Here is a 22728-nt window from a genome sequence, read left to right as displayed (position 1 = left end):
GGCCGCGCACCCGCAAACGGCACGGCCCCCCAATGGCGACAAGCTTCGCATACTTCAGGACCACGCTGCAGGCACTGGTGTGCGGATGCGTGCTGGCGCTCACGGCTTGCGCCACGACGCCTCCGCCCACGAGCGAACTGGCTGCCGCGCGGCAGGCGGTGTCGCGCGCGTCCGATGCCCATGCCGAACAGTACGCGACCGACGAACTCGCGCGCGCGGGCAGCCTGCTGACCCAGGCCCAGGCCGCGATGGCCGACCGGCGCGAAGGCGAGGCACGCGAGCTGGCGCTGCGTTCGGCGGCGCTGGCCGACCTCGCGACCGCGCGCAGCCGCGAAGCGGCCGTCCGCGCCGAACTCGAGCAGCGTCGCGCCGAGGTGGCCGGCCTGCGCCAGCGCCTTGGAATGGAGGAGGCGCCATGAAGATCCCCCTGCGCAATGCCGTGTGCCTGTCGCTGCTGCTCGCGCTGCCGCTGGTCCACGCGGCCGAAGATCCCGAGGCCGCCGCGCTGAACGGACGCCTGGTCGCCATCGAGGCAGATCCGTCCACCAATGCGCTGGCCTCGCTCGAGCGGCTGCAGGCGCGTCAGGCCGTGCAGGCCCTGGCCACCGCGCGCAGTCGGGCGCGTCCGGCCGCCCTGGAAGTAGCGCAGTGGCGGGTCGAAACCGCTGAGGTCGCGGTGCAGGCCGAACTGGCCCGCCGCGAGATCGACCGGCTCGAACGCGAGCGCTCGGACCTGTTGCTCGAGGCCAGTCGCCGCGAGGCCGCCCGCGCGCGCCAGGAAGCCGAACGGCTGCGTATCCAGACCCAGATCCAGGCCGAGGAAGCGGCCCGCCTGCGCGAGGCGGCCGAAGCCGAATCGCTGGCGCGGCAGGAGGCCGAAACCGTGCTCCAAGGCGTGTCCTCGCGCGAAGCCGCACGCCTGCGCGCGTCCCGGCAGCGGGCCGCGGAGCTCAAGCGCCAGGAAGAAGAGCTGATGCGCAGCCTGGAAGCCACGGACGAGACTCCCTGAGACCGGAGTCCGCCGGATTTTTGTGGCGGATCAATGGCTTGCTTCGTCCTGCCTGATGTATGGCCGGCCGTTTCCATGACCTTGCTGAACCGTTCCGGCAGCGCCGACCGGTTTCGTGACGGGCGCCTGCGGCAGGTGCCCCGGGGACCCTTGTCGCCCCCTGTGGGGAGGAGTAGGGTCGGATACCCAGGCGGCCACTTTTCCCGGCCGCCTGGTGACCGAGCCAGACCGATGACCGAGCCGATCCCGAACCAGGTGCCCGCCCCCGGCAAGACAGGCCGCCGGTGGGCCGTGGCGGCGCGATCCGCCCCGCGTCCGGTCTGCACCCCCGACGACGCCCCGTGCCCCGACCGGCCGGGGCGTCCGTATTTGCGCAGGAGGATTTCCATGTTCGAAGGGCAACCCCAGGCGGAACTCGACAAGCTGATCAAGGGCCATCCCGAGTTCAAGCAGCTCTACCAGCGCCACAAGGAGCTGGACAAGAAAGTGCTCGATGCCGAACTCGGCGTGCTCCCGATCGATGAAACCACCCTTTCGCTGATGAAGCGCGAGAAACTCGCCGCGAAGGACCGCCTGACCCGTCTCTACGACGTGTTGCAACACTGAACCTCTTGGAAGTCACGGGCGGCGGCGGCCATCCTCGTCGGTCGCCGCCGCCCGTGAGCTGTCCATCCGCCGTCCCGCGGCGGAGGCCGCGACCGGTGCGATAATCCCTGCTTTCCCGGGCGCAGCGATCCGCATGACGATCCATTCCTCCGTACTCGAACTCATCGCCGACACTCCGATCGTCAAGGCCCAGCGCCTGGATGCCGGCGTGTGCGAGCTCTACTTCAAGCTCGAGAGCCAGAACCCCGGCGGGTCGATCAAGGACCGGATCGGCCTGAAGATGATCGAGGCGGCCGAGGCCCGCGGCGAGCTCCAGCCCGGCGCCACCCTGGTCGAGGGCACCGCCGGCAACACCGGCATCGGCCTGGCCCTGGTGGCCCAGCAGAAGGGCTACCGCCTGGTGCTGGTGGTCCCGGACAAGATGAGCCGGGAGAAGATCTTCAACCTCAAGGCGATGGGCGCCGAGGTGGTGCTGACCCGCTCGGACGTGGCCAAGGGCCATCCGGAGTACTACCAGGACCTGGCAGCCCGCATCGCGGCCGAAACACCCGGCGCCTACTTCATCAACCAGTTCGGCAACCCCGACAACCCGGCCGCGCACGAGCACGGCACCGGCCCGGAGATCCTGCGGCAGATGGAGGCGGTAGGCGGGCTGGACGCGATCGTGTTCGGCTGCGGAAGCTCGGGCACCATGACCGGCCTGTCGCGCTGCTTCGCCGAGCGCGCCCCTCATGTGGAACTGGTGCTGGCCGACCCGGTCGGTTCGATCCTGGCCGAGTACATCAACGAGGGCACGCTCAGCGAGAAGTCGGGCAGCTGGATGGTCGAGGGCATCGGCGAGGACTTCCTGCCGTCGATCTCGGACTTCTCGCGCGTGAAGAAGGCCTACGCCATCTCCGACAAGGAGAGCTTCCTGGCCGCGCGCGAGCTGCTGCAGAAGGAAGGCATCTTCGGCGGCTCGTCCACCGGCACCCTGCTGGCCGCGGCGCTGCGCTGGTGCCGCGAACAGACCACGCCGAAGAAGGTGCTGGTGTTCGTCTGCGACACCGGCAACAAGTACCTGAGCAAGCTCTACAACGACTACTGGATGCTCGACAACGGCTTCCTGGAGCGCGAGCAGCACGGCGACCTGCGCGACCTGATCCTGCGCCCGTACTCCCAGCGCGACACCGTGGTGCTGGCGCCGGGCGACCTGCTGGTGACCGCGTACCAGCGCATGAAGCTGTACGAGATTTCCCAGCTGCCGGTGATGGATGGCGACAGCATCGTCGGCATCCTCGACGAGAGCGACGTGCTGCTGCACGTCTATGGCGACGAGGCGAAGTTCCGCGACCCGGTGTCCACCGCGATGGTGCGCAAGCTCGACATCCTGGACGTCAAGTCGCCGGTCGAGTCACTGCTGCCGGTGTTCGACCGCGGCCATGTCGCGATCGTCGTCGACGGCGACCGCTTCCTGGGCCTGATCACCCGGATCGACCTGCTGAACTGGCTGCGCCGGCGGGTACAGTAGTCGGCAACCGGCCGTCCGTGACCGGGCGGGCGGTCCCGTGCGGGCTGGACGGATTGTCTGTCCTCGTGAGGGCGCCCGGCATCCAACGGTGAGCGCCCCGCACCCAGGTTCCGCGGCCTTGGCGCGCAGCTGAACGGAGGCAGGGGCGCCCGGACCGACCCACCGGCCGATGCTAGAATCGCCGGCTCGATTCGTGATGGAAAACAGGATGACAGACCCCAACAAGGCGGTCGACGCAGCCGGCTGGGGGCTGGGCACGAAGGCCATCCACGCCGGCCAGGCGCCGGACCCGTCCACCGGGGCGGTGATGCCGCCGATCTACGCCACCTCGACCTACGCCCAGTCCAGCCCGGGCGTGCACCAGGGCTTCGAGTACTCGCGCACCCACAACCCGACGCGCTTCGCCTACGAGCGCTGCGTGGCCGGCCTGGAAGGTGGCAGCCGCGGCTTCGCCTTCGCCTCGGGCATGGCGGCCACCGCCACGATCCTCGAACTGCTGGACAGCGGCGATCACGTCGTGGCGATGGACGACCTGTATGGCGGCAGCTTCCGCCTGTTCGAGCGCGTGCGCCGGCGCAGCGCCGGGCTGGACTTCAGCTTCGCCGACATGACCGACGCGGCGACCTTCGAGGCCGCGCTCACGCCGAAGACGAAGCTGGTGTGGATCGAGACCCCGACCAACCCGCTGCTCAAGATCGTGGATATCGCGGCGATCGCGCAGATCGCCCATCGACACGGCGCGCTGGTGGTGGTCGACAACACCTTCGCCTCGCCGATCCTGCAGCGACCGCTCGAACACGGCGCCGACATCGTGATGCATTCGGCGACCAAGTACCTCAATGGCCACTCGGACATGGTCGGCGGCATGGTGGTCGTCGGCGACAACGCCGATCTCGCCGAACGCATGGCCTTCCTGCAGAACTCGGCCGGCGCGGTGCAGGGGCCGTTCGACAGCTTCCTTGCCCTGCGCGGCCTCAAGACGCTGCACCTGCGCATGAAGGCGCACTGCGAGAACGCGCAGGCGATCGCCGAGTTCCTGCAGGGGCATGAGGCCGTGCAGGACGTGATCTATCCCGGCCTGTCCTCGCATCCCCAGCATGCGCTGGCGAAACGGCAGATGGACGGTTTCGGCGGCATGCTCTCGTTCCGCGTCAAGGGCGGCTTCGAGGCCGCAAAGCGCTTCTGCGAACGCACGCAGCTGTTCACGCTGGCCGAGTCGCTCGGTGGGGTGGAGAGCCTGGTCAACCACCCGGCGGTGATGACGCATGCGTCGGTGCCGGTGGAGACGCGGGCGCGGCTGGGGATCGGGGATGACCTGGTGCGGTTGAGTGTGGGGGTGGAGGCATTGCCCGATCTGCGGGCCGATCTGGACGAAGCTCTACGCTGACGCCGCGTCCTGTCGCCATAATGTCCAGACAGGCGGCATCAGACTTCTTCCTCTGAGGTTTCTCCGAAAGCCACCCCGCCGCTTCGCGGGAGGGGTGGCCGCTGCGACGCGCTTACTGCGCGACTTCGCTGAGCAGCTTGCAGGGAATGTTGACGCCGCTGGTGCCCGCGACGGACAACGTCTCCCAGTAGAAGTCGCATGCCAGCAGGTTGTCGGCCGACGTCTTCCGACCCGAGGTGACATTCACCATCACCTGCGGTTGCCCAATGGTCAGATCCAGCAGTTGCTTGTCGAGCACATCTTCGGACAAAGTGACTGTTTCGCCGTCTTTCACCTCGCGCCTGACACGGCCCAGCTCGACCACGCCGAGCTCGTTGATGCGTGATTGGCCTTCCTGCGTGGGGTCACCGCCGTAGACCACCTCAAGCTGGATTGTCTCGCCATTGGAGGCAAACGCAGCCTTGGCGGCGGGAGACAAGGTCACGGAAATGTCTACCGGCGTGATCTGCGCGGCCGGCAGAGATTTGCGCAGATCGGCTTCTTGCGCAGCGATCGCGGCCTGTTCGTCAAGCGCGGGCGCAGTCCCGCCCTCGTCCATGTCATGGGCAACGTCGTCCTCGCTTCCCTGGCGCGCGCAGGAGGTGCCAAGAAGCATCACGGCAGCGAGAACGGGTGCGAAGAATCGGGTGTAGTGGCGCATAGGAACTCCTGCGGGCAATCAGTTCACTGGTGGGGGAGGCGGCAATTGTTGCGGCGAGGGTCGTGAAGGCTCGGAGAGTGGTACCTGGACTGAAGGTGGCTCGCGAGCAGGCATCTCGATGGAGCCCATCGTATTCATGATCGCGTTGCTGATCGCCTGGATCCGTTCATCGGTTTCGATGACGTATGGCACGATCATGATGACCAGTTCGGTGCGCGAACGATCGCTCGAAGTGTTCCGGAACAGGGATCCGAGCACCGGGATGTCCTTGAGCAGCGGCACGCCGCTGTTGCCGCGGGTCTGCCGGTCGGAGATGAGCCCAGCCATCACGATCGACCCGCCATCGCGCAGACTGACCTCCGTATTCAGGGAGCGGTTGAAGATTGCCGGGGACCCGCCGATCCCCCCGCCGGCCGACAGAGGCAACGCCTCGCTGACCTCCTGTGAAATTTCCAGATCCACCCGACTGTCTGAATAGACCGTAGGCTTGATCCTGGTGATGATGCCGGTTTTCCGGTACTGGATGGACTGCAGAAGATTGGTGTTGCCATCCGTCTGCTGGTTGGACGTCGTCTGCATGGTCACGGTCGGTACTTCGGTACCCACGTCGATGTTCGCTTCGCTGCCGCTCTTGACGATCAGGTGCGGGCGCGACAGGACGGTCACACGGCTGTCATTGGCAAAGGCGTTGAGGGCAGCACGATTCACGCCGGCCACATCGAGCAGATACGTCAACCCGCTGCTGCCACCACCGCTGTCATCGTCATCGTCATCTCCCCCGCCGGAGGTAGGAAGTTGCCCGGAGGAGAGGCGACCGTTGAAGCGGCCGAATCCACTCTTGGCGAACCAGCTCACGCCCAGCGACCGCTCATTGCCCAGAGTGACTTCGGCAATCGTGACCTCGATCATCACCTGGCGCGGTGCACGGTCGATCTGTCGGATCAGCAACTGCATGCGTTCCCACTGCGCGGGGTCGCCTTGGTAGATCAACGCATTGCGCGGCTCATCGACGATCAGCGGGCCAGCCCGGGACGAACGTGCCGCAGGGCGCCGGGTGGGTGCGGGCGCCGCAGGGGCGGCCCCCGGTGCGGCAGCTGTTGTCGCCGCCTCCTCTTCGCGATCTTCGGTGATGCTGCTGCCGTTGAGAATGGCCGCGATGTCGGCGGCTTTCGTGTTGCGGACCTGGTAATAGAACAGAGACTGGTCACCGGCCGTCGGACTGGCCTTGTCGAGTTCCCGTGCCCAGGCGATGGCGTAATCCATGACCTCCTGGCTGGTGGCGAACAGCAGTACGGAATTGGCTGCCTGGACCGGCAGCATGACCACGCTTCCCGGCGCGTTGGGAGCCCGCGCGGTGGAGTAACCCTGCACGTTGAGCACGTCGGAAAGGCGCTGGACAAGCTGTTCCGGAGGCAGGAAGGCGGGTTCTAGCCGGGCGCTCACGCGGCCGCGCATGGTGGGCCGGTCGAATACCGAAAGTGCGGACAGTGCTTGCTGCACCATGTTCGGCTTGCCACTCAGCAACAATGCGTTGCGGGCCGGCATCTCTGTGATCTGGATCTCCGAACCGTAGATGGTGGACAACCAGCGCTGAGCGTCGTTCGTGGTCACCACGTCCATTTCTACGAGCTGGAAGACCGGCCGATGGGTGACCGGGACCTCGGGCAGCGCACGCCCACTGATGATGAGCGGCGGCATCACCGCCGTATTGGACGCAGCGACGCTGATCCGCGTCACCCGACCTTCCTGGCGAACCGCCACGCCATAGTCCGACAGGACCTGGCGTGCGACCAGGAACATTTCCGCCGCGTCCAGGCGCTCCGCGGTGTTCACCGTGACCAGCTCCTCCAGCGCGGTCACCTCCGGGTCGATCTTGGTGGTCAGACCGAGCATGTTGCCGAACACTTCGTTGGCGAAGGTTGCGAGCGGCACGCCCTCGATGTTGATCACGAACGGGCCGCGGTTGGGCAGGGGAGGCAGATCCGAATCGGCCCGCAAACCCGCGACGGCGGTCCCGGTGGCGCCGATTCTCGGCGTTGGCAGCTCCCGCAACTCGGTACGCCTTTCCGCCCGCTGTTGCACCTCGAGCAGCGCCGAGTCGTCCCGGTCGGGGACAGGCGGGATGCCGAGCGGGGGCAGGCTCTCCTTGGGATATCGCGCGATGGAGGCGCAGCCCGCCAGCAGCATGGCCGACAGAGCCATCAGGCAAGGGGTATATAGCCGCAATCTCATCAATCGTTTCCTTGCTGGTTACGCGGGGAGGCCCGGGTTTTCACCGGCGCCTGGCCCGAGTTCTTGTATTCCGCGCCGAGGGTTTCGCTGCGGCTGCATCTTCAGCCGCTTGCGGCTCGGGGCAGTTGTCTCCTTCGGCGCTGACCGGTTCGGACCGGTAGAGCTGGTAGACAAGTTCGCAACCGCCACGTTCAATACGGATCCGGTCGTGGCCGATTTGCAGGAGCGTCGCGTCTCCGAGCGTCGCGCCGCGCTCCAATCGCATGATCTTGCGCTCAGTGAGCATCTCGATCAGGGCCACGGGACCTGTGGCGACACCCGCCAGACGCCAGGGGCCTTCCGCACCTGTACCGGACTCCTCGCCATCCCAGCGGACGGCCTGCAGAGCATTGCGTGTCTCGGCAGCCAGCGCGCGGCTCGGGACTGGATCCTCGGGCAGCGTCCAGTCGTCCGTGGCAGGCGCCTGCTTGGGCAGCGGCGGCGGTGGGCTGGCCCAGCCTATGGCAAGACCGGTCATCAGCGCCCCCAGGCACCAGGCCCACCATGTGTTCAACCGCTTCACGGTGCGACCTCAGCATCGGGGCCGGCTGCTTCGTCCGTGCCGGTCCGATAGTACCCCGCGATCGTCATGGTCACCCGACCTTGGCCGGCGCGAACCTGGGCGGTTTCCACGATGGCCAGATTGGGAGCGGCTTCCACCGTGCCCATGAAGTCGAAGGCCTGACGCGGCGTCAGCTCGGCGCGCACGGTTGCGCGCGCGCGGTAGACCCCGGGATGCTGCTCCATCTCGACCGGTTCCCCGACTTCGATCGTCATCGGACTGGCCGTACGGATGCTGTTCGCCACGCTGCGCAGCCAGTTCTGCATTGTCGCCTGCGCCAGCCCCGGCGTGGCCACAATCGGGATCTCACCAAGCAGCGCCCTCTGCGCGGTCTGCACCTGTTCGGCCCGGCGCAGCCAGACGTCCTGGCCGCGCAGGCCCCGTGTCTGGCGCAGGTCGATCTCCGCGGCAATCGCGTTCTTCTGTTGGGTGGTCCGCCAGTCGTGAAGCGACTGCAACAGAAAGCCGAAAAGCAGAGCCGCGACGAGGGCCAGCCCGATCTGCAAGCGGCGATTGCCTGCCAGTTGCTGGGACAGCGACTGCAACTGGCCCTTCATTGAAGTGCTCCGGCGTTATCGGGGGCCATCCCGGCAGGCGGAACGGTACCGACGACCGTCGCACGGATGGTCACACGCTTCGCTGCTTCCTCGACGCTGGAGCTCACGTTGGTGAACATCGGCGAGGTTTCCCAGGCCGAGACAAGCGCCGTCGCATCCACGCTCTCCACTGCGAAGATCACCTCCAGCCGGTCGACGGCGGTCTGCTGCCACTGCACGATCCGCCAGTCCTGGGACGGCATGATGCGACGGATCTCCGCCAGCATCGCCATCTGGCCCCGCGGCGCACGAAGGGCCATCATCTGCTGCAGGTCCTCCACTCCACGTTCCGCATCGGCACGTGCTTCGAGGATGCGGGTCAGTGGTGCATCGAGTTGTTGCCGGGCCCGTTCCGACGCGCGCACATCGGTCAGGCCGCGAAGTCCCGCCCCCGACTCAAAACCGATGGCCAGGCAGGCAATGGCGCCAGCAGCCACGGCGCCGCGACGGAGCCAGGTTCCGGCATCGTCAAGGGCGAGGCGGGTTCCCTGACGTTGTTGCGCCCACGGAGTCTGGCCGATGGGAGCCTCGACTGCATCGGGCAGTTCCATCACCCGCAGCCCCGCCCCCCGCAGGAACGCCGCCCAGTCCTCCCCCGACGGCGGAACAGCCCACCACCGGTCGGCCACAAGCCCCGCATCCTTCCATGCACGACCCTCAAAGCCCCGTGCCAACGCGAGCAGTTGGGCGCCTTCGGCCATGGGTTCACCGCAGTACTGGGCTTCCGGCACCACTCGCGCCACCCGCAACGGCTGGGGGCCAAGCAGTTCGGCCACCCGGCTGCGCGACCAGTACCAGACCCCGGCATGTGCACCGGACCAGGCGGCTTCGTGCGCCGGATCAGGGAATGGGGCCGCTCGTCTCACCGCAAGTGCAATGAAGCTGGCGCGCTGCTTGGCCGGGACCCTCGTGGCATCCACCGACAGGAACAGACACAGTTCGCGGCCCACTAGCACCTGCAGCTGCTTCGCTTCACCGCCCGGAATGGGCGTAGGGCCCTCAAGACCCAGGCGGACTCGCCGAGGCGAAAAGCGGAGTAGCAGGCGTCGTGACCACTGCCTGATCGGGGTCTTCATCTCGCGCAAGTCGGATTTCGTAGTCGATTCGCCAAGGAGGAAGACCGGTGGGCGCGGAGGAGAGCGTCCAGTGCACGAGTCGCCTCGGGCCGGATCGGCGATCCCATAGCATAAGATTCCCGGATCGGTTTGCAAACAGGTTCAACCCCTCGTCTCCCAGTGCGTTCAGCGGGAATGCCGATTGGGCCGCGTAGATCGATGTGAACGGGGTCTGGTTGCGTACGTCCACCATCCGCTGCGCGTTGGCCATGTCCATGCCCGGGATCAGCGCCAGCACCTCGGCCGGCGCGGTGTTGATGTTGAACGCACCGCCCCTGCTGATCGTCAGTTTTCGCAACAGATCCGAGTCTTGCTGGGATGCCAGCAGTTCGTTCCAGCCCAAGACGTTGCGCAGTTCCAGCGGAGTCGCAAGGGGCTGGTTGCTGGGTTCCGGCATGCCGGCACGCTCGTAGTGGTCCCGTTCGGCGCCGTCCAGATGCCGCAGGTCGTCCGGATCCTGGTAGTCGGTCAGTTTGTCGAAGTAGCCAGCGTGGCGTTCAGGCGAGGCGCCCAGCGATTCCAGGTACGCGGCAAGCAATGGGCCGGGCCAGGCGACGCTGACCAGCCCGCGGTCCTCCTGGAACGAGAAGCGCGCATTGCCCAGGCCCCCGTAGACGCGGCCATCGAGGCGGATTTCCGTGCCGATGGGCATGACGGCTTCGAAGCCGACGTCGTCGGTCGACACGCGCGGTGGCGCGGTGTACTCCTCGACCGTCAGGCCGCCTACCGTCTGGCGTTGGGTCGACAGCATGAACAGGAGAGTGTCACGGGTCGAGAGCATGTCGAGTTCGCCCTCGAACGCATCGCGTTCGGCCTGCGCCTCGGTCAACGCACGGTCGCTCGACAGGGCGACCATGCCCGCGAGCAGGGTCAGCACGACCACCAGGATCAGCACCATGATCAGCGCAAATCCCGATTGCGCCGCCCATCGCCCGGGCCGGCCGACGCCTCGTCTTGGAGGGCGGGGCGCGCTACTCGTCATCGAAGTACATGGGTTTGTAGGGCTGTTCCAGCGGTCCGATCACGTGCGCCGTCCATGCATCCTCGCGGCCGGAGGTGTCGCGGACCAGGAGCTCGACGTAGGCGGGCAGGTTGGTTCCCTCCAGCCCGAGTCCTTCCGAAGGCCAGGCGTCCGAGACCTTGCCATCGACCGACAGGTAACGGAACCGGGCCTCCTGGCTGTCGTCCAGCGGGAACTGCCAGGTCTGGCCATTTTCTTCCAGCTCCAGGACCAGGCCCCGGTCCGGATCGTCCGCGATCGACCAGCGGACACCGGTCATCGCACCGGACTGGCCGAACACCGGCGCAAGGGTCAGGCCATCCAGGCTTTCGGCATCGCCGCGGAATGGGCGTTCGTCCACCGGAGTCAGGCCGCGCATCGAGTCCGCCCACCACGTGGTGGTCAGGGCGCGCGCGCGTGTGTTGGCCGACATGCGCTCCAGCGTGGCGTGGGCAATCTGCCACTGGCCGAGAGACTGGAACCCGAGCGTCAGTGCCATGCTGATGATGATCAGCACCACCAGCATTTCCACCACGGTGAAGCCGTACGGGAGCGTGCGCCGCATGGTCATAGATCGTCTATGCTCAAGACTTGGGTCGCCACCCAGCCCGCGCGTCGTACATTGAACGCATACGTCTGCCTGCCGTCGCGCAGCGTTTCGACCTCGATGTCGTACAGAGCGAAATCGTAAGGGGCGGCGACGCCCGCCGAGGTCACCCCGGCGCGCCGGTCGGCAATGGTTTCGGCGGACCAGCGTACCGTGAGATCACCCACATCGCGGCTGCCGCGCTCGCCATCCATCGGATTGATGCCTTCGATGACCGCCAGCGCGACCCGCGCGTCCGCCAACCCCTGCGCTACCGAGCGCGCACGCTGTACGCCGATCGTAGCGCTGCCGAGCCATGCGTAAAGCGCCAGCATCGTGGTGGCCATGATCACCATCGCCACGATCGCCTCGAGCAGGGTAAATCCTGCCTGCCCTGCCAATCCCCTCGAACAGGGAGGCAGGCCGGCAGCCCCGGCCCGCAGTCGATCCGCCCGGGGATCACCCACGTTCAGGGCGGCAGAACGGGGCATGGATCTGCACGGGGATGCTCTGTCGTTCGGTCACCAGCGTCGCCTTTCCGCCGCGGCAGGCGCCGTTCGCCAGCACGACCAGTTCAGTCTCGAATTCCAATCGCCAGCCCTGCGGCAGGTCCAGCAGCGAGCTGATCCGCTCCGGAGGCGTCGACGGGTCCAGGTGCAACGCCTGCCCCGCCTGGCGGGCGTCCAGCGGCAGCATCGCCAGCCGGCCGAGGATCCGGCTCACGTCGCTGGACTCCTGCCAGGCGGCGACCATGCGGAAACTGGCTGGCGCGACCAGCGCCATCGCAAGGCCCATGATCGCCAGCGCCACCATGATCTCCAGCAGGGAGAATCCGCGCTGGTCCATAAGCCTATTGCCGGTCGGGCGGGTTTCCGATGTCCGCGTCATTGCCTTCCCCGCCAGGTTGCCCGTCCGCTCCCAGCGAATAGAGGGAGAACGGAAGGCTGCCGCTCGAGGTCGGGCTGTACTGGAACGGGTTGCCCCACGGGTCCAGCGGAACCTCCTCTTCCAGGTAGGGGCCTTGCCAGCGGTTGCTGATCCGCGGGTCGCTGGGCGGGCGCACCAGCATTTCCAGACCTTCTTCCTGGTTCGGGACACGGCCGGTGTCCAGGCGCATGGTCTGGATGGCCCCGCGCAGCATGCGCACCTGGGTGTCGGCCGTCTGCACCTTGGCCCGATCGGCCTGGCCGAACAGACGCGGTCCCACCAGGCCCATGATCAGCCCGATGATGACCAGTACCACGATCATTTCCAGCAGGGTGAAACCGCGAACGGCGTGCTTGCGGGGCAGGCGGTGGAGGCGTGGCACGGCAGGGATCCGGAAGGGCGGAAAACCGGGGGGAGTGTACAGCCGGCAGTGGGCTCCCGGCTGAATCCAGACCCCGTGCCCGACAGCGCCGGAGCGGGCGGCTGCTATCCTATGCCGATTTTCCGCACCCTTCCGATGCATCCAGTCCAGCCTTCCGCACCCAGGCGCCTGCTCCAGGGGTTGCAGCGCAACTGGTCGCTGTGGCGCACGCTGGTGGCACAGGACCTGGCGGTGCGCTACCGCGGCACGTTGTTCGGGCGACTGTGGCCGGTGCTGCTGCCGCTGCTGAGCCTGGCGATGTTCGGATTCGTGTTTGGGGCGGTGTTCCGTGCGCGCTGGCCGGGCCTGGGCGAGGGAGACCATCTGGGGTTCGTGCTCAACCTGTTTTGCGGGCTGCTGGTGCATGGCATGTTGTCCGAATCCTTGGGGCAGGCACCGACCCTCCTGCACAACAACAGCGCTTTCGTGCGCAAGATGGTGTTCCCGCTGCCGGTGCTGGTAGCAGTTCCGCTCGGCGCCGCGCTGACCCACGGCGCTGCAGGCTTCGTATTGCTGGGAATCGTGGCCGCGCTGTTCCACGGCACCCTCCACGCCAGCGCCCTGGCGTTGCCGTGGATCCTGCTTCCCTACCTTGCGATGCTCTACGGGCTGGCGCTGATGGCGGCGGCGTTCGGGGTCTACCTGCGCGACCTGGCGCAGGTCATTTCCGCGCTCATTTTCATGGTTCTGTTCACCGCACCGGTATTCTTCCCGCGCGACATGGTGCCGTCGGCGGTTGAAGCGCTGGTCGCGTACAACCCCATCACCTGGCCCGTCACCGCCGTGCGCGACGCGCTGCTGCACGGGCAGTGGCCGCCGCTGCACGACTGGTCGATGTATGCGGCCAGTGCCACCGTAGTACTGTTGCTGGGCATGTACTGCTTCCAGTTGCTCCGCCGTGGCTTCGCCGATCTGCTTTGAGCACTGCCATGACACCATCCCACGCCGCCCCGCATCAGCCCCTTGGTCAGCTGCTGCTTGCACGCGAAGTCATCCGCCCTGCCGACCTCGACCGCGCGCTCGACCTGCAGCGCGAGATGGGCGGCCGGCTGGGCAGCCTGCTGATGCGGATCGGCGCGATCTCCGAGGAGCAACTGGTCGATGCGCTTTCGGTGCAGCTGGGGTTGCCCGTGCTGGGCCGGGACCTGCAACCCCCGCCGGTCCACGAATGGCGCATGCCCGAAGGCATCGATCTTCCCGGCGACTGGATGATGGATCGCCAGGCACTGGTCTGGCAGGACGCGGAGGGCGAGGTGTTCTGTGCCAGCCGCGATCCCAATTCCACAGAGCTGCGCGAGGTGATGGCGTACCTGTTCGGAGGGAGGTCGCCGCGCTTCGCGCTTGCGCCCGGCCAGCTGGTCGAACGGCTGCTGGACGCGCTGTCGCAGGTGCAGCGTTCGATCGCCGGGACCGACGACGTGCGCCACCTGCGCGAGCTGGCCGAAGAGGCCCCCGTCGTCGAGCTGGTCAACAGCCTGGTGGCGCAGGCGGTGGAGCAGCGCGCTTCCGACATCCACCTGGAGCCTGGCGAAAACGACTTCGTGGTGCGCTTCCGGATCGACGGCGTGCTCTACAGCCGCCTGCACCTGCCGCGGGACCGCTTCAATGCCGTGGCCTCGCGCCTGAAGCTGATCTCTGGCATGGACATCGCCGAGCGGCGCCTGCCGCAGGACGGCCGGCTCACCGTGCGTGCCAGCGGCCAGGCCATGGACGTGCGCGCCTCGGCGTTGCCGGGCGTGCACGGCGAGTCGATCGTGCTGCGCCTGTTGCCCAAGGAGCGCAAGGACCTGGCGCTGGAGCGGCTGGGTATGGCGCCCGACCACCTGGCCCTGCTGCAGGAGTGGAGCCGCGAGGCGCACGGCATCGTGCTGGTGACCGGGCCGACCGGCTCGGGCAAGTCCACCACGCTGTATGCCACGCTGGCGGCCAGCAACGACGGCCTGAAAAAGCTGATCACCGTGGAGGATCCGGTCGAGTTCCAGCTCCCCGGCATCACCCAGATCCAGACCCACGCCGATATCGGCCTGAGCTTTGCCAACGTGTTGCGGTCGATACTGCGGCAGGATCCGGACGTCATCATGGTGGGCGAGATCCGCGACCGCGAAACCGCCGAGATCGCGATCCAGTCCGCGCTCACCGGCCACCTCGTGATGTCCACGCTCCACACCAACGATGCGATCGGCGCCTTCACCCGGCTGATCGACATGGGCGTGGAGCCGTTCCTGGTGGCCGCGCCGATGAAGGGGCTGCAGGCGCAGCGGCTGGTGCGCCGGCTGTGCATGCACTGCGCCGTGCCCAATGCGCACGTATTGCCCGCCATCGCCGAGGAGGCCGGGCACTGGGCGGCGAAGGTCCTGCCCGGTGAGCCGGCGCGCTGGATGGCGGCGCCGGGCTGCGCGCAATGCCAGCACACCGGCTACAGGGGGCGTGTGGGCATCTACGAGCTGGTGCCCGTGTCCGAGGCCATCCAGCAGGCGGTGGTGGCCGGGGCCACCCATCAGCAGTTGCGCGCCATGGCGCGGGCCGAGGGCTGCCGCTTCCTGCGCGAGGACGGCCTGCTCAAGGCCTGGCAGGGCGTGACCAGCGTGGACGAGGTGCTGCGGGTGACCGCCGTATGACGGCCATGCGCTTGCCCCGCGCAGCCCCGCGGCGGAGCCGCTGAGGTGCAGCGCTACAGCTACCGGGCCATGAACGCCGATGGCGTTGCGCTGGACGGAGAGGTGGTCGCCGCGAGCGAGCGCGAGGCGGCGCGCGCGATCGAGCAGCGCGGGCTGGTCGTGCTGGCGCTCAAGGCGGGCGGCGCCGGTGCTGCGTCGCCCCGCATGCCGGGTGGCCGGCGTGCCCGACTGCGCGCGCAGGACGTGATCCTGGCGCTGCAGGAACTGTCCACTCTGCTCACCGCCGGCGTCGGCCTCGCCGACGCGGTGGCGGCGCAGGCGCGCTCCAGCCCGCACCCGCGCCTGCGCGAGGCCTTCGACGGCATTGCCGCTGCATTGCGCCAGGGGCAGCCGTTCTCGCAGGCCCTGGCGGCGGCCGGTCTGCCCATGCCCCGTTATGTCGACACCCTGGTGCGCAGCGGCGAGAAGGCCGGCCTGCTTGCGCGGGCGCTGGGCGACGCCGCCTCGCAGATGGACTACGACCGGACCGTGCGCGGCGAGATGCGCCAGGCCCTGACCTACCCGGCGGTACTCGTGCTGGCGGGTGTGGGCGCGGTGCTGATGATGTTCACCTACGTGGTCCCGAAGTTCGCGGTCCTGCTCAAGCGCGCCCAGGACCTGCCCTGGCTGGCGTCCGCGGTCCTCAACACCGGCATGTTCGCGCGCGAGCACTTCTGGCTGCTGGCCGGCGGGGTTGCCGCGGCGGGCGTGCTGGCCGCATGGGCGCTCCGGCGCCCGGGCGCGGGGGCGCAGATGCTGGAAATGCTGGAGCGGGTGCCGGTCCTGGGCGTCTGGCGGGTGGAGGGCGAGGTGGCGGCGTGGGCCCGGGTGCTCGCCACCCTGCTGGGCAACCGCGTGCCGATGCTGGACGCGCTGGGACTGGCGGCCGACAGCGTCAACTCCCCGCGCCGGCGCGCCCGGCTGGACGAGGCCACGCGTGCGGTGCGGGGCGGCAGCACCCTGGCCGATGCCCTGGAAGAGCAGGCCACGCTGTCGGCGACAGGCTACAACCTGGTGCGGGTGGGCGAGCGCTCCGGCGAGCTGCCGGCCATGCTGTCCTCGCTGGCCAAGCTCTACCAGGAGTCCGGGCGCGCCCGGATGAAGCAGTTCCTGTCGCTGCTGGAACCGATTGCAATCCTGCTGATCGGGGGCGTCATCGGCCTGATCATGACCGGCATCATCCTGGCCATCACCAGCGCCAACGACATTGCTGTCTGATTCAGAAAAAATTTGTTGCGTCCCCGACTTGCGTGTGATCTTTGAGAACCCGGTTCAGCTTCGCGGTGAAGGTGTTAAAAGGGGTTGACGGCCAAGTATCCAATTCGCTAACGTGCCCGCCGTAGCTTACCGACAGGTAACTGCGAGCGGTGTCTGGGGAACTCGACCAAACGCCATTCGGGCTACCTGCGGTAGACCGGTTGCCAGTGGGCCACCCACTGGTACCGGGGAAGGCGGGCAGCCGGTAAGAGCTACAAAACTCGAGTACACAAACAATTCCAATGATGGAGTCCATCGCAATGACGAAGTTCAACAAGGGCGTCCTGGCTTCTGCCATCGCCGCCACGGTGATGCTGGCAGGTACGGCTTCCGCCGCCCGTCTCGGCTACGACACGCCGGTGCAGATCACCTACGCCAAGGATCTGTTCGCCACCGATTCGCGCACCATCGACCTGCCGGCCGACTTCACTGTCTATGCGCAGAGCGCCTCTGAAGTAGATGCTGCCGAGGATATTGTCGCCGGCCATAGCGTCGAGGTCGTGATCTCCCTCGGCCAGGGCGCCAATGCCGCCAAGTTCCAGTCGGCCTGGGTGGACATGCAGCCGGCCAACCTGGCGACTGCCATCATCGTCGGCGAAGAGGGCGGTGCTGCTGCGGGTGGCCAGACCGTCGCCGCGCTGGGCGGCACGGTGACCTACAGCGCTGGTGAGCGCGAGCTGCGCATCGTCTATACGGCCAGCACCAACGGTGACGTCGATGCGTCCGCCAACACGTTCGCGCTGCGCCTGCCGAGCCTGCGCCTGTACGATCTGCAGGGCGCCCTGCTGACCGGCAGCGTGGTCAACGGCGGTATCAGCATCACCAACCAGGACGTCCCGCAGACGGTTCTTGCCGGCAATGCCGTGTTCGCCCGCTCGGTGTGGGGCGAGGAAGTGTCCTTCCGCAACAACAACCCGGCGACCCTTGCCAACAAGTGGATCGACGCCCAGCGCTGCGCCGCGGACGACGACGCGCGCATCCTGTTCAGCATGCCGGGTGCGGCTGCTGCGGGCACCGTCGGCACCTCCTGCGGCTATGTGGACAACGACTGGTTCCGTGCCGGTACCATCAACGTTGCCATCGCCCAGGCGGACGAAGTCGGCCTCCCGGGCACGGGTCCCGAGAGCCCCGTCAACAACTTCGACGGCGCAACGCCCACCGAGTGGAGCCTTGCTGCCAGCCGTATCACGTACACCATCGAGGGCACCAACCTGTCCGCGTTCGATGGCAACAATGCGTGGCTCGACATCGACCCGACCTGCTCCAAGGCAACCGACAGCTTCATCAACCTGACGGTCAACGCCGCGGGCACCCAGGCGACCGGTTCGCACACGATGGACAGCCCGGCCAATGCGACGCTGAGCGGCCACTTCCTGCCGCTGACCACCGCTGCCGCCTCGGGCGTCGACATGCACGTCTGTCTCGCCGCCACGGGTGACGATGAGCTGATTCCGCAGGTCCTGTCCGGTTCGGTCTCGATCGACCACCGCGTGCCGGCCCTGTTCGTGAACCCGCCGGACCAGGACGGCTCGCTGTACCCGCTGCGCGCCAACACCGGTCTGTTCATCTTCCAGAACGTGAACCCGGGCTCCAACCCGACCGCACAGTCGTTCCTGCGTCTGACCAACAACAACGCCGTTTCGTGCTCCGTCACGATCGACGCGAAGGACGACCTGGGTCTGCTGTCGGGCCAGGTGCAGTACACCATCGCGCCGCACGCCTCGGAGCAGTTCAACATCGACGTGCTGGAGTCGGGCGTCGACAACCGCGGCCGTGCGATGACCGGTGCGCTGGGTGACGGTACGGGCAAGTGGTACGTCCGCGTCCAGCCCGAGTGCGCTGACTTCACCGCCTCGGCGCTGAACCGCAACGCCGTCTCGGGCACGGTCACCGACCTGACCCACGCCAAGAACGAAGTGTGGCTGACCCCGGACGACCTGCTGAACCCGTAATCGGGTTGAACCCGGGGACCGGGCTTCCGGTTCCCGGGTTTTGAAAGTGCATTGAGCGGGCGGCGAAAGCCGCCCGCTTTTTTTGTGCCCGGTTGTCGCGGTGCCCTCGTGCGGCGTCGCGGATCTCATCGCGCGGAGCCGCCAGAGCCCGTGTGCCCCGCGCCGATCGGGACGGCTCGGACCCGACGCTATAATTCCGGCCCCTTTCGCGCGCTGCGGCGCATCTGCCGAGGAGCTTCGTGGACGCACCCCCTGTCGCGCTGGTTGTCGAAGGCGTGGGCAAGACCTATCGGCTCTGGAGCACGCCCGGTAGCCGGCTGTGGGTGCCGGTGTGCTTCCGTCTCGCGGGCTTGCTGCCCGCGGCCGCGGCCGCCAGGTTGCGCGCCCGCCTGCACCGCCGCGTACACGACCACCAGGCCCTTTGCGACATCAGCTTCGAGCTGCCGCGCGGCGAGGCGCTGGGCATCATCGGCCACAACGGCAGCGGCAAGAGCACCCTGTTGCAGATCGTGGCCGGCGTGCTGGAGCCGACCACCGGGCGGGTGGCGATCAACGGCCGGGTGGCAGCGTTGCTGGAGCTGGGCTCGGGATTCAACCCCGAGCTGACCGGTCGCGAGAACGTGCGGGTCAATGCCGCCATCCTTGGATTGACGGCTGCCCAGGTGCGGGACCGGATGGACGACATCGTCGCTTTCGCCGACATCGGCCAGTACATCGACGAGCCGGTCAAGACCTACAGCTCGGGCATGGCGCTGCGGCTGGCGTTCGCGGTGCAGGTGCATACCGATCCGGACATCCTGATCGTGGACGAGGCGCTGGCCGTTGGTGATGCCGCGTTCCAGGCCAAGGCCATGGCCCGCATCGACGAGATCCTGCGGCGCGGTACCACGCTGCTGTTCGTCGGCCACGACCTCAACGCGGTCAAGGCCTTCTGCCATCGCGCGATGTTGCTCGACAAGGGCCAGGTGGTGCTGCAGGGCCTGCCGGACGAGGTGATCACCGAGTACCTGCACAGGACGCACAAGCGCGCGCTGCAGGCGCAGCAGGACCGGCGTGCGTCCAGCCTTGCACGCATCGACGGCGGCTACGGTCTGGAAGATGCTTGCGTGGTCCAGGCCCGCGTGAACGGCACGCGGCACGTCGGTGTACAACATGGCGGGCGGTTGGAGTTCGCGCTGGACGTGCGCCGCAGCGACGATATGGTGGCGCCGTGCCTGATCTTCGACGTTCTCGACGGCCGCGGGCTGCAGCTGACCGGCAGACGCATCGCGCTGCCGCAGGGTGAGGGCGTGGTGTGCGTTTCGATCGTGCTGGACGCCGTGTTCCAGCAGGGCATCTACCGCATCCGCACCCGCGTGGCCGACGCGCCTTCGCCGGACCTCACCACGGTGCTGGCACGGCAGGAAGGCTGGCTGTCGTTCGAGGTGGTGGACGACAGCCGCGAGCGCTTCACCGGATTGTTCCCGGTGCCGATGGACATCCATGTCGATGTCCCCGGCGATGATGGAGGACGCGCGTGAACCGCGGGCGGATGCTGTTCCACCGCGACTTCCACGGCCCCACAGGCGGACACGGCAAGGTGCGCGACTACTTTGGACATGCGCTGGCGCTGGGATGGGATGCGCGGGTGTACCTGACGCCGGGCTCGCTGCGCGACGCGTCCAATCCGTGGATGGACGTACCTGAACGGATCGAGCCGCAGTGGCGACCCGACACGGCCGACATGCTGTTCCTGGCCGGAATGGACTGGGCCGCGTTGCCGAACCAGGGCGACGGCGGGCCGCCGATCCTGAACCTGGTCCAGGGCGTACGCCATGCCGATCCTGCGCTGCCGCTGCACGGCTGGCTCGACCGTCCCGCCTGGCGCATCTGCGTAAGCCATCCGGTGGCCGTCGCAATTGCAGGTACGGGCCGTGTCAACGGGCAGGTGCGGGTCATTCCCGCTGCGATCGACCTGGTGGCCCTGCAGTCGGCTGCCGGGGCACGAGCCGGGGGGACGGTCTTCATCGGTGCAGCCAAGGATCCGGCACTCGGAATCGCGCTGGCGGCGCGCCTGCGGGACGCAGGCCTGCGGGTGGATCTGGCGACGCGATGGATGGCGCGACCGGACTACCTCGTGGCGCTCGCGTCTGCCGAGATCGCGATACCGCTGCCGCTGCCGCAGGAGGGCTTCTTCCTGCCCGGCCTGGAGGCGATGGCGCTTGGGTGCCTGACGGTAATGCCGCACTGCATCGGCAGCCATGAGTATGCGCGCGACGGGAAGAACTGCGTGCTGGCGGCACGGGATCCCGAAGCGCTGGCGGCCGCCGTCCTGCGCCTCGGCGATCGCGAGGCACGCGGTTCGCTGCTGCGCAACGCGCGCGAAACGGCGGCGCGGCACGACCTGCCAGCCGAGCGGGCCGCGTTCGGCGCGGTCCTTGAGGAGGCCACGGCATGACCGGGCGTAACATCGCGCTGACGGGCGTGCCGCGTTCGGGCACGACACTGTGCTGCAACCTGCTGGGCCAGGCGCCTGACACCGTGGCGCTGTTCGAGCCGATGGATGTGGCGGCGCTGCCGCAGGCGCGGGGACCGGCGCTGGCGCAGGTGGAGCACTTCTTCGTGCGGGCACGTGCTTCGCTGCTTGCCGAGGGCACCGCGTGGAGCCAGCAAGTCGACGGGGCGGTCCCCGACAACCCGTTTGCGAGCGAGACCGGCGCCAATGGACGCAGACGTCATCGCGCTGCAAGGGGCCTGATCCGGCTGGGCAAGCCGCTGTCCGCACGGTTCACGCTGGTGGTCAAGCACAATGCCGCATTTACCGCCTTGCTGCCGGAACTGGCAGGACGCTTCGAGACCTGGGCGGTGGTCCGCAATCCGCTGGCGGTGCTCGCGTCCTGGCATTCGGTCGATCTTCCAGTGACCCGTGGACGGCTGCCGGCGGGCGAGTTGTTGGACCCTGTCCTGGCGGCCGGGCTGGATGCGGAGGGCGACGTCGTTTCGCGCCAGCTGCGCGTTCTGGATTGGTTGTTCTCCCGCTATCTGGCCCATCTGCCTGCAGCGCGCCTGTTGCGCTACGAGGATGTGGTGGCAACGGCAGGACGGACGCTGTCGGAGGCTACCGGCGTGGAGGTGCCGAGGATCGCGCTCGACGAGCGCAATGCCAGCGCCCTTTACGATCTGCGCCTGTGCGAGCAACTGGCCGGTCGCCTACAGGCCGATCGCGGGGGCGCATGGCGCGGATGCTATGGCGACAGCGACGTCGAGCGCGTGCTCCATCGCATGCGGGAGCGGACGTGAGCGATCCGCGCATTTCATTCCTCGTTGGTGGGGTGCAGAAAGGAGGTACCACCGCCCTTGCCAGCTTCATCGCTGCGCATCCGGATATCGCGCTGCCGCGCCAGAAGGAAGCGCATCTTTTCGATGATGCGGCATTCGACCCTTCCTGGAGCGTTGCCGATATCGACGCGCGCTACGCCATGCATTTCGATGCGGAGCACGCGCGGCTGTTCGGCGATGCCACGCCGATCTACATCCTGCATCCGGTGCTGGTCCGCAGGATCGCAGCCTACAACCCCGGAATGAAGTGGATCCTGATCCTCAGGCACCCGGTCGAGCGCGCGCTGTCCCATTACCACATGGAGCGCGCGCGCGGCCGGGAATACCTGCCGTTCTGGTTGGCACTGGCTTGCGAATCCCGCCGCCTGCGCGCCTATGGGGACGATTGTTCCCGGGACTCGCCGCTGAGCCGTCACAGCTACCGGCTTCGCGGAGACTATGCACGCCAGCTGGACGTGCTTTATGGGTTTTTCCCGCACGACCAGGTGCTGGTGTTGCGCAACGCGGAGCTGTCGCATGCGCCCGGAGCGGTGATGGCGCGGGTCTGGGAATTCCTCGGCGTGGATCCGCCGGCCGGGGATGAATCCCATCCACGCGTGTTTGAAGGACACTACCGCAGGTTGCGTCGCGGTGGTCTGCGGTGGCGGTTCTACGAGTGGCTGTTCCGGCGCGAGCTCGCTGCGCAGGTAGAGCGCTACGGACTGCACTGGTCCGCCGCAGCCGATTAAGCGTCTCTTGCCGGCGAGCGCCAGCTGGTTGATCGACCGTCCCCGAACTCTCCAAACGTACGCGGAACGGCGAATCGGGTTCGGTCGGCAGAGGGGCTAAAATGACCGGTTCCGGCGCCCAGGCTT

General features: G+C 67.6%; 23 protein-coding genes. 13 read left to right on the top strand and 10 right to left on the bottom strand.

Annotated features, from left to right (window positions below; genetic code table 11):
- Positions 1 to 32 precede the first annotated feature (32 nt).
- The 5 genes from Q0863_RS13800 to Q0863_RS13780 all read left to right on the top strand — a co-directional run bounded on the left by Q0863_RS13800 (position 33) and on the right by Q0863_RS13780 (position 4512).
- Positions 33 to 419 carry a DUF4398 domain-containing protein gene (locus tag Q0863_RS13800; RefSeq protein ID WP_298579485.1) on the top strand — a complete coding sequence of 129 codons (387 nt, stop codon included), beginning with the start codon at positions 33 to 35 and terminating at the stop codon, positions 417 to 419.
- Positions 416 to 1009 carry a hypothetical protein gene (locus tag Q0863_RS13795; RefSeq protein WP_298579482.1) on the top strand — a complete coding sequence of 198 codons (594 nt, stop codon included), beginning with the start codon at positions 416 to 418 and terminating at the stop codon, positions 1007 to 1009. The genes Q0863_RS13800 and Q0863_RS13795 overlap by 4 nt, the downstream gene beginning before the upstream one ends.
- Positions 1010 to 1396: 387 nt before the next feature.
- The gene (locus Q0863_RS13790; protein ID WP_298579779.1) at positions 1397 to 1615 is read left to right on the top strand and encodes a YdcH family protein; all 219 of its coding nucleotides are present in this window, start codon (positions 1397 to 1399) and stop codon (positions 1613 to 1615) included.
- 133 nt (positions 1616 to 1748) lie between these two features.
- A complete protein-coding gene (locus Q0863_RS13785; protein ID WP_298579479.1) occupies positions 1749 to 3125 on the top strand; it encodes a pyridoxal-phosphate dependent enzyme in 1377 nt (458 codons plus the stop codon).
- Positions 3126 to 3333: 208 nt separating this feature from the next.
- Positions 3334 to 4512, top strand: coding sequence for a cystathionine gamma-synthase (locus Q0863_RS13780; RefSeq protein WP_298579476.1), 1179 nt, complete (start codon positions 3334 to 3336; stop codon positions 4510 to 4512).
- 112 nt (positions 4513 to 4624) lie between these two features.
- Here Q0863_RS13780 and Q0863_RS13775 read toward each other — a convergent pair whose 3' ends face one another.
- The 10 genes from Q0863_RS13775 to gspG all read right to left on the bottom strand — a co-directional run bounded on the left by Q0863_RS13775 (position 4625) and on the right by gspG (position 12651).
- The gene (locus Q0863_RS13775; RefSeq protein WP_298579473.1) at positions 4625 to 5212 is read right to left on the bottom strand and encodes a hypothetical protein; all 588 of its coding nucleotides are present in this window, start codon (positions 5210 to 5212) and stop codon (positions 4625 to 4627) included.
- Between the two features lie 18 nt (positions 5213 to 5230).
- Positions 5231 to 7444, bottom strand: coding sequence for a secretin N-terminal domain-containing protein (locus Q0863_RS13770; protein WP_298579470.1), 2214 nt, complete (start codon positions 7442 to 7444; stop codon positions 5231 to 5233).
- Between the two features lie 40 nt (positions 7445 to 7484).
- Complete coding sequence (locus Q0863_RS13765; protein ID WP_298579467.1) at positions 7485 to 7961, bottom strand: hypothetical protein; 477 nt, start codon at positions 7959 to 7961, stop codon at positions 7485 to 7487.
- A 41-nt stretch (positions 7962 to 8002) separates the two neighbouring features.
- The gene (locus tag Q0863_RS13760) at positions 8003 to 8602 is read right to left on the bottom strand and encodes a hypothetical protein (protein ID WP_298579465.1); all 600 of its coding nucleotides are present in this window, start codon (positions 8600 to 8602) and stop codon (positions 8003 to 8005) included.
- Positions 8599 to 9591: a hypothetical protein gene (locus Q0863_RS13755; RefSeq protein ID WP_298579462.1), complete on the bottom strand. Its 993-nt coding sequence runs from the start codon at positions 9589 to 9591 to the stop codon at positions 8599 to 8601. Before Q0863_RS13755 ends, Q0863_RS13760 begins: the two co-directional genes overlap by 4 nt.
- A gap of 49 nt (positions 9592 to 9640) precedes the next feature.
- Positions 9641 to 10654: a type II secretion system protein GspK gene (locus Q0863_RS13750; RefSeq protein WP_298579459.1), complete on the bottom strand. Its 1014-nt coding sequence runs from the start codon at positions 10652 to 10654 to the stop codon at positions 9641 to 9643.
- Positions 10655 to 10727: 73 nt separating this feature from the next.
- A complete protein-coding gene (locus Q0863_RS13745; RefSeq protein WP_298579456.1) occupies positions 10728 to 11321 on the bottom strand; it encodes a type II secretion system protein in 594 nt (197 codons plus the stop codon).
- 2 nt (positions 11322 to 11323) lie between these two features.
- Positions 11324 to 11833, bottom strand: a complete 510-nt coding sequence (locus tag Q0863_RS13740) for a prepilin-type N-terminal cleavage/methylation domain-containing protein (RefSeq protein WP_298579453.1) — start codon at positions 11831 to 11833, stop codon at positions 11324 to 11326.
- A complete protein-coding gene (locus tag Q0863_RS13735) occupies positions 11802 to 12188 on the bottom strand; it encodes a prepilin-type N-terminal cleavage/methylation domain-containing protein (protein ID WP_298579450.1) in 387 nt (128 codons plus the stop codon). The genes Q0863_RS13740 and Q0863_RS13735 overlap by 32 nt, the downstream gene beginning before the upstream one ends.
- A gap of 4 nt (positions 12189 to 12192) precedes the next feature.
- On the bottom strand, positions 12193 to 12651 hold the full coding sequence (gspG, locus tag Q0863_RS13730; RefSeq protein WP_298579447.1) for a type II secretion system major pseudopilin GspG: 459 nt from the start codon (positions 12649 to 12651) through the stop codon (positions 12193 to 12195).
- Between the two features lie 75 nt (positions 12652 to 12726).
- On the opposite strand from gspG, the gene Q0863_RS13725 reads away from it, so the two are divergent.
- From Q0863_RS13725 to Q0863_RS13690, 8 genes are all read left to right on the top strand, one after another.
- A complete protein-coding gene (locus tag Q0863_RS13725; RefSeq protein ID WP_298579444.1) occupies positions 12727 to 13611 on the top strand; it encodes an ABC transporter permease in 885 nt (294 codons plus the stop codon).
- An 8-nt stretch (positions 13612 to 13619) separates the two neighbouring features.
- Positions 13620 to 15308, top strand: a complete 1689-nt coding sequence (locus Q0863_RS13720) for a type II/IV secretion system protein (protein ID WP_298579441.1) — start codon at positions 13620 to 13622, stop codon at positions 15306 to 15308.
- 45 nt (positions 15309 to 15353) lie between these two features.
- Complete coding sequence (locus Q0863_RS13715) at positions 15354 to 16565, top strand: type II secretion system F family protein (protein WP_298579438.1); 1212 nt, start codon at positions 15354 to 15356, stop codon at positions 16563 to 16565.
- Between the two features lie 299 nt (positions 16566 to 16864).
- A complete protein-coding gene (locus tag Q0863_RS13710; protein ID WP_298579431.1) occupies positions 16865 to 18556 on the top strand; it encodes a hypothetical protein in 1692 nt (563 codons plus the stop codon).
- 239 nt (positions 18557 to 18795) lie between these two features.
- On the top strand, positions 18796 to 20076 hold the full coding sequence (locus tag Q0863_RS13705) for a polysaccharide ABC transporter ATP-binding protein (protein WP_298579415.1): 1281 nt from the start codon (positions 18796 to 18798) through the stop codon (positions 20074 to 20076).
- Positions 20077 to 20279: 203 nt separating this feature from the next.
- Complete coding sequence (locus tag Q0863_RS13700; protein WP_298579400.1) at positions 20280 to 20993, top strand: glycosyltransferase; 714 nt, start codon at positions 20280 to 20282, stop codon at positions 20991 to 20993.
- Positions 20990 to 21835, top strand: coding sequence for a hypothetical protein (locus Q0863_RS13695; RefSeq protein WP_298579385.1), 846 nt, complete (start codon positions 20990 to 20992; stop codon positions 21833 to 21835). The genes Q0863_RS13700 and Q0863_RS13695 overlap by 4 nt, the downstream gene beginning before the upstream one ends.
- The gene (locus Q0863_RS13690; RefSeq protein ID WP_298579371.1) at positions 21832 to 22602 is read left to right on the top strand and encodes a sulfotransferase domain-containing protein; all 771 of its coding nucleotides are present in this window, start codon (positions 21832 to 21834) and stop codon (positions 22600 to 22602) included. The genes Q0863_RS13695 and Q0863_RS13690 overlap by 4 nt, the downstream gene beginning before the upstream one ends.
- Positions 22603 to 22728 lie beyond the last annotated feature (126 nt).

It is taken from the genome of uncultured Luteimonas sp., assembly GCF_947492465.1.
Classification (GTDB): domain Bacteria; phylum Pseudomonadota; class Gammaproteobacteria; order Xanthomonadales; family Xanthomonadaceae; genus Luteimonas.
The sequence above is the reverse complement of the archived record's forward strand: the minus strand, read 5'-3'. Positions and strand labels throughout refer to the sequence as shown.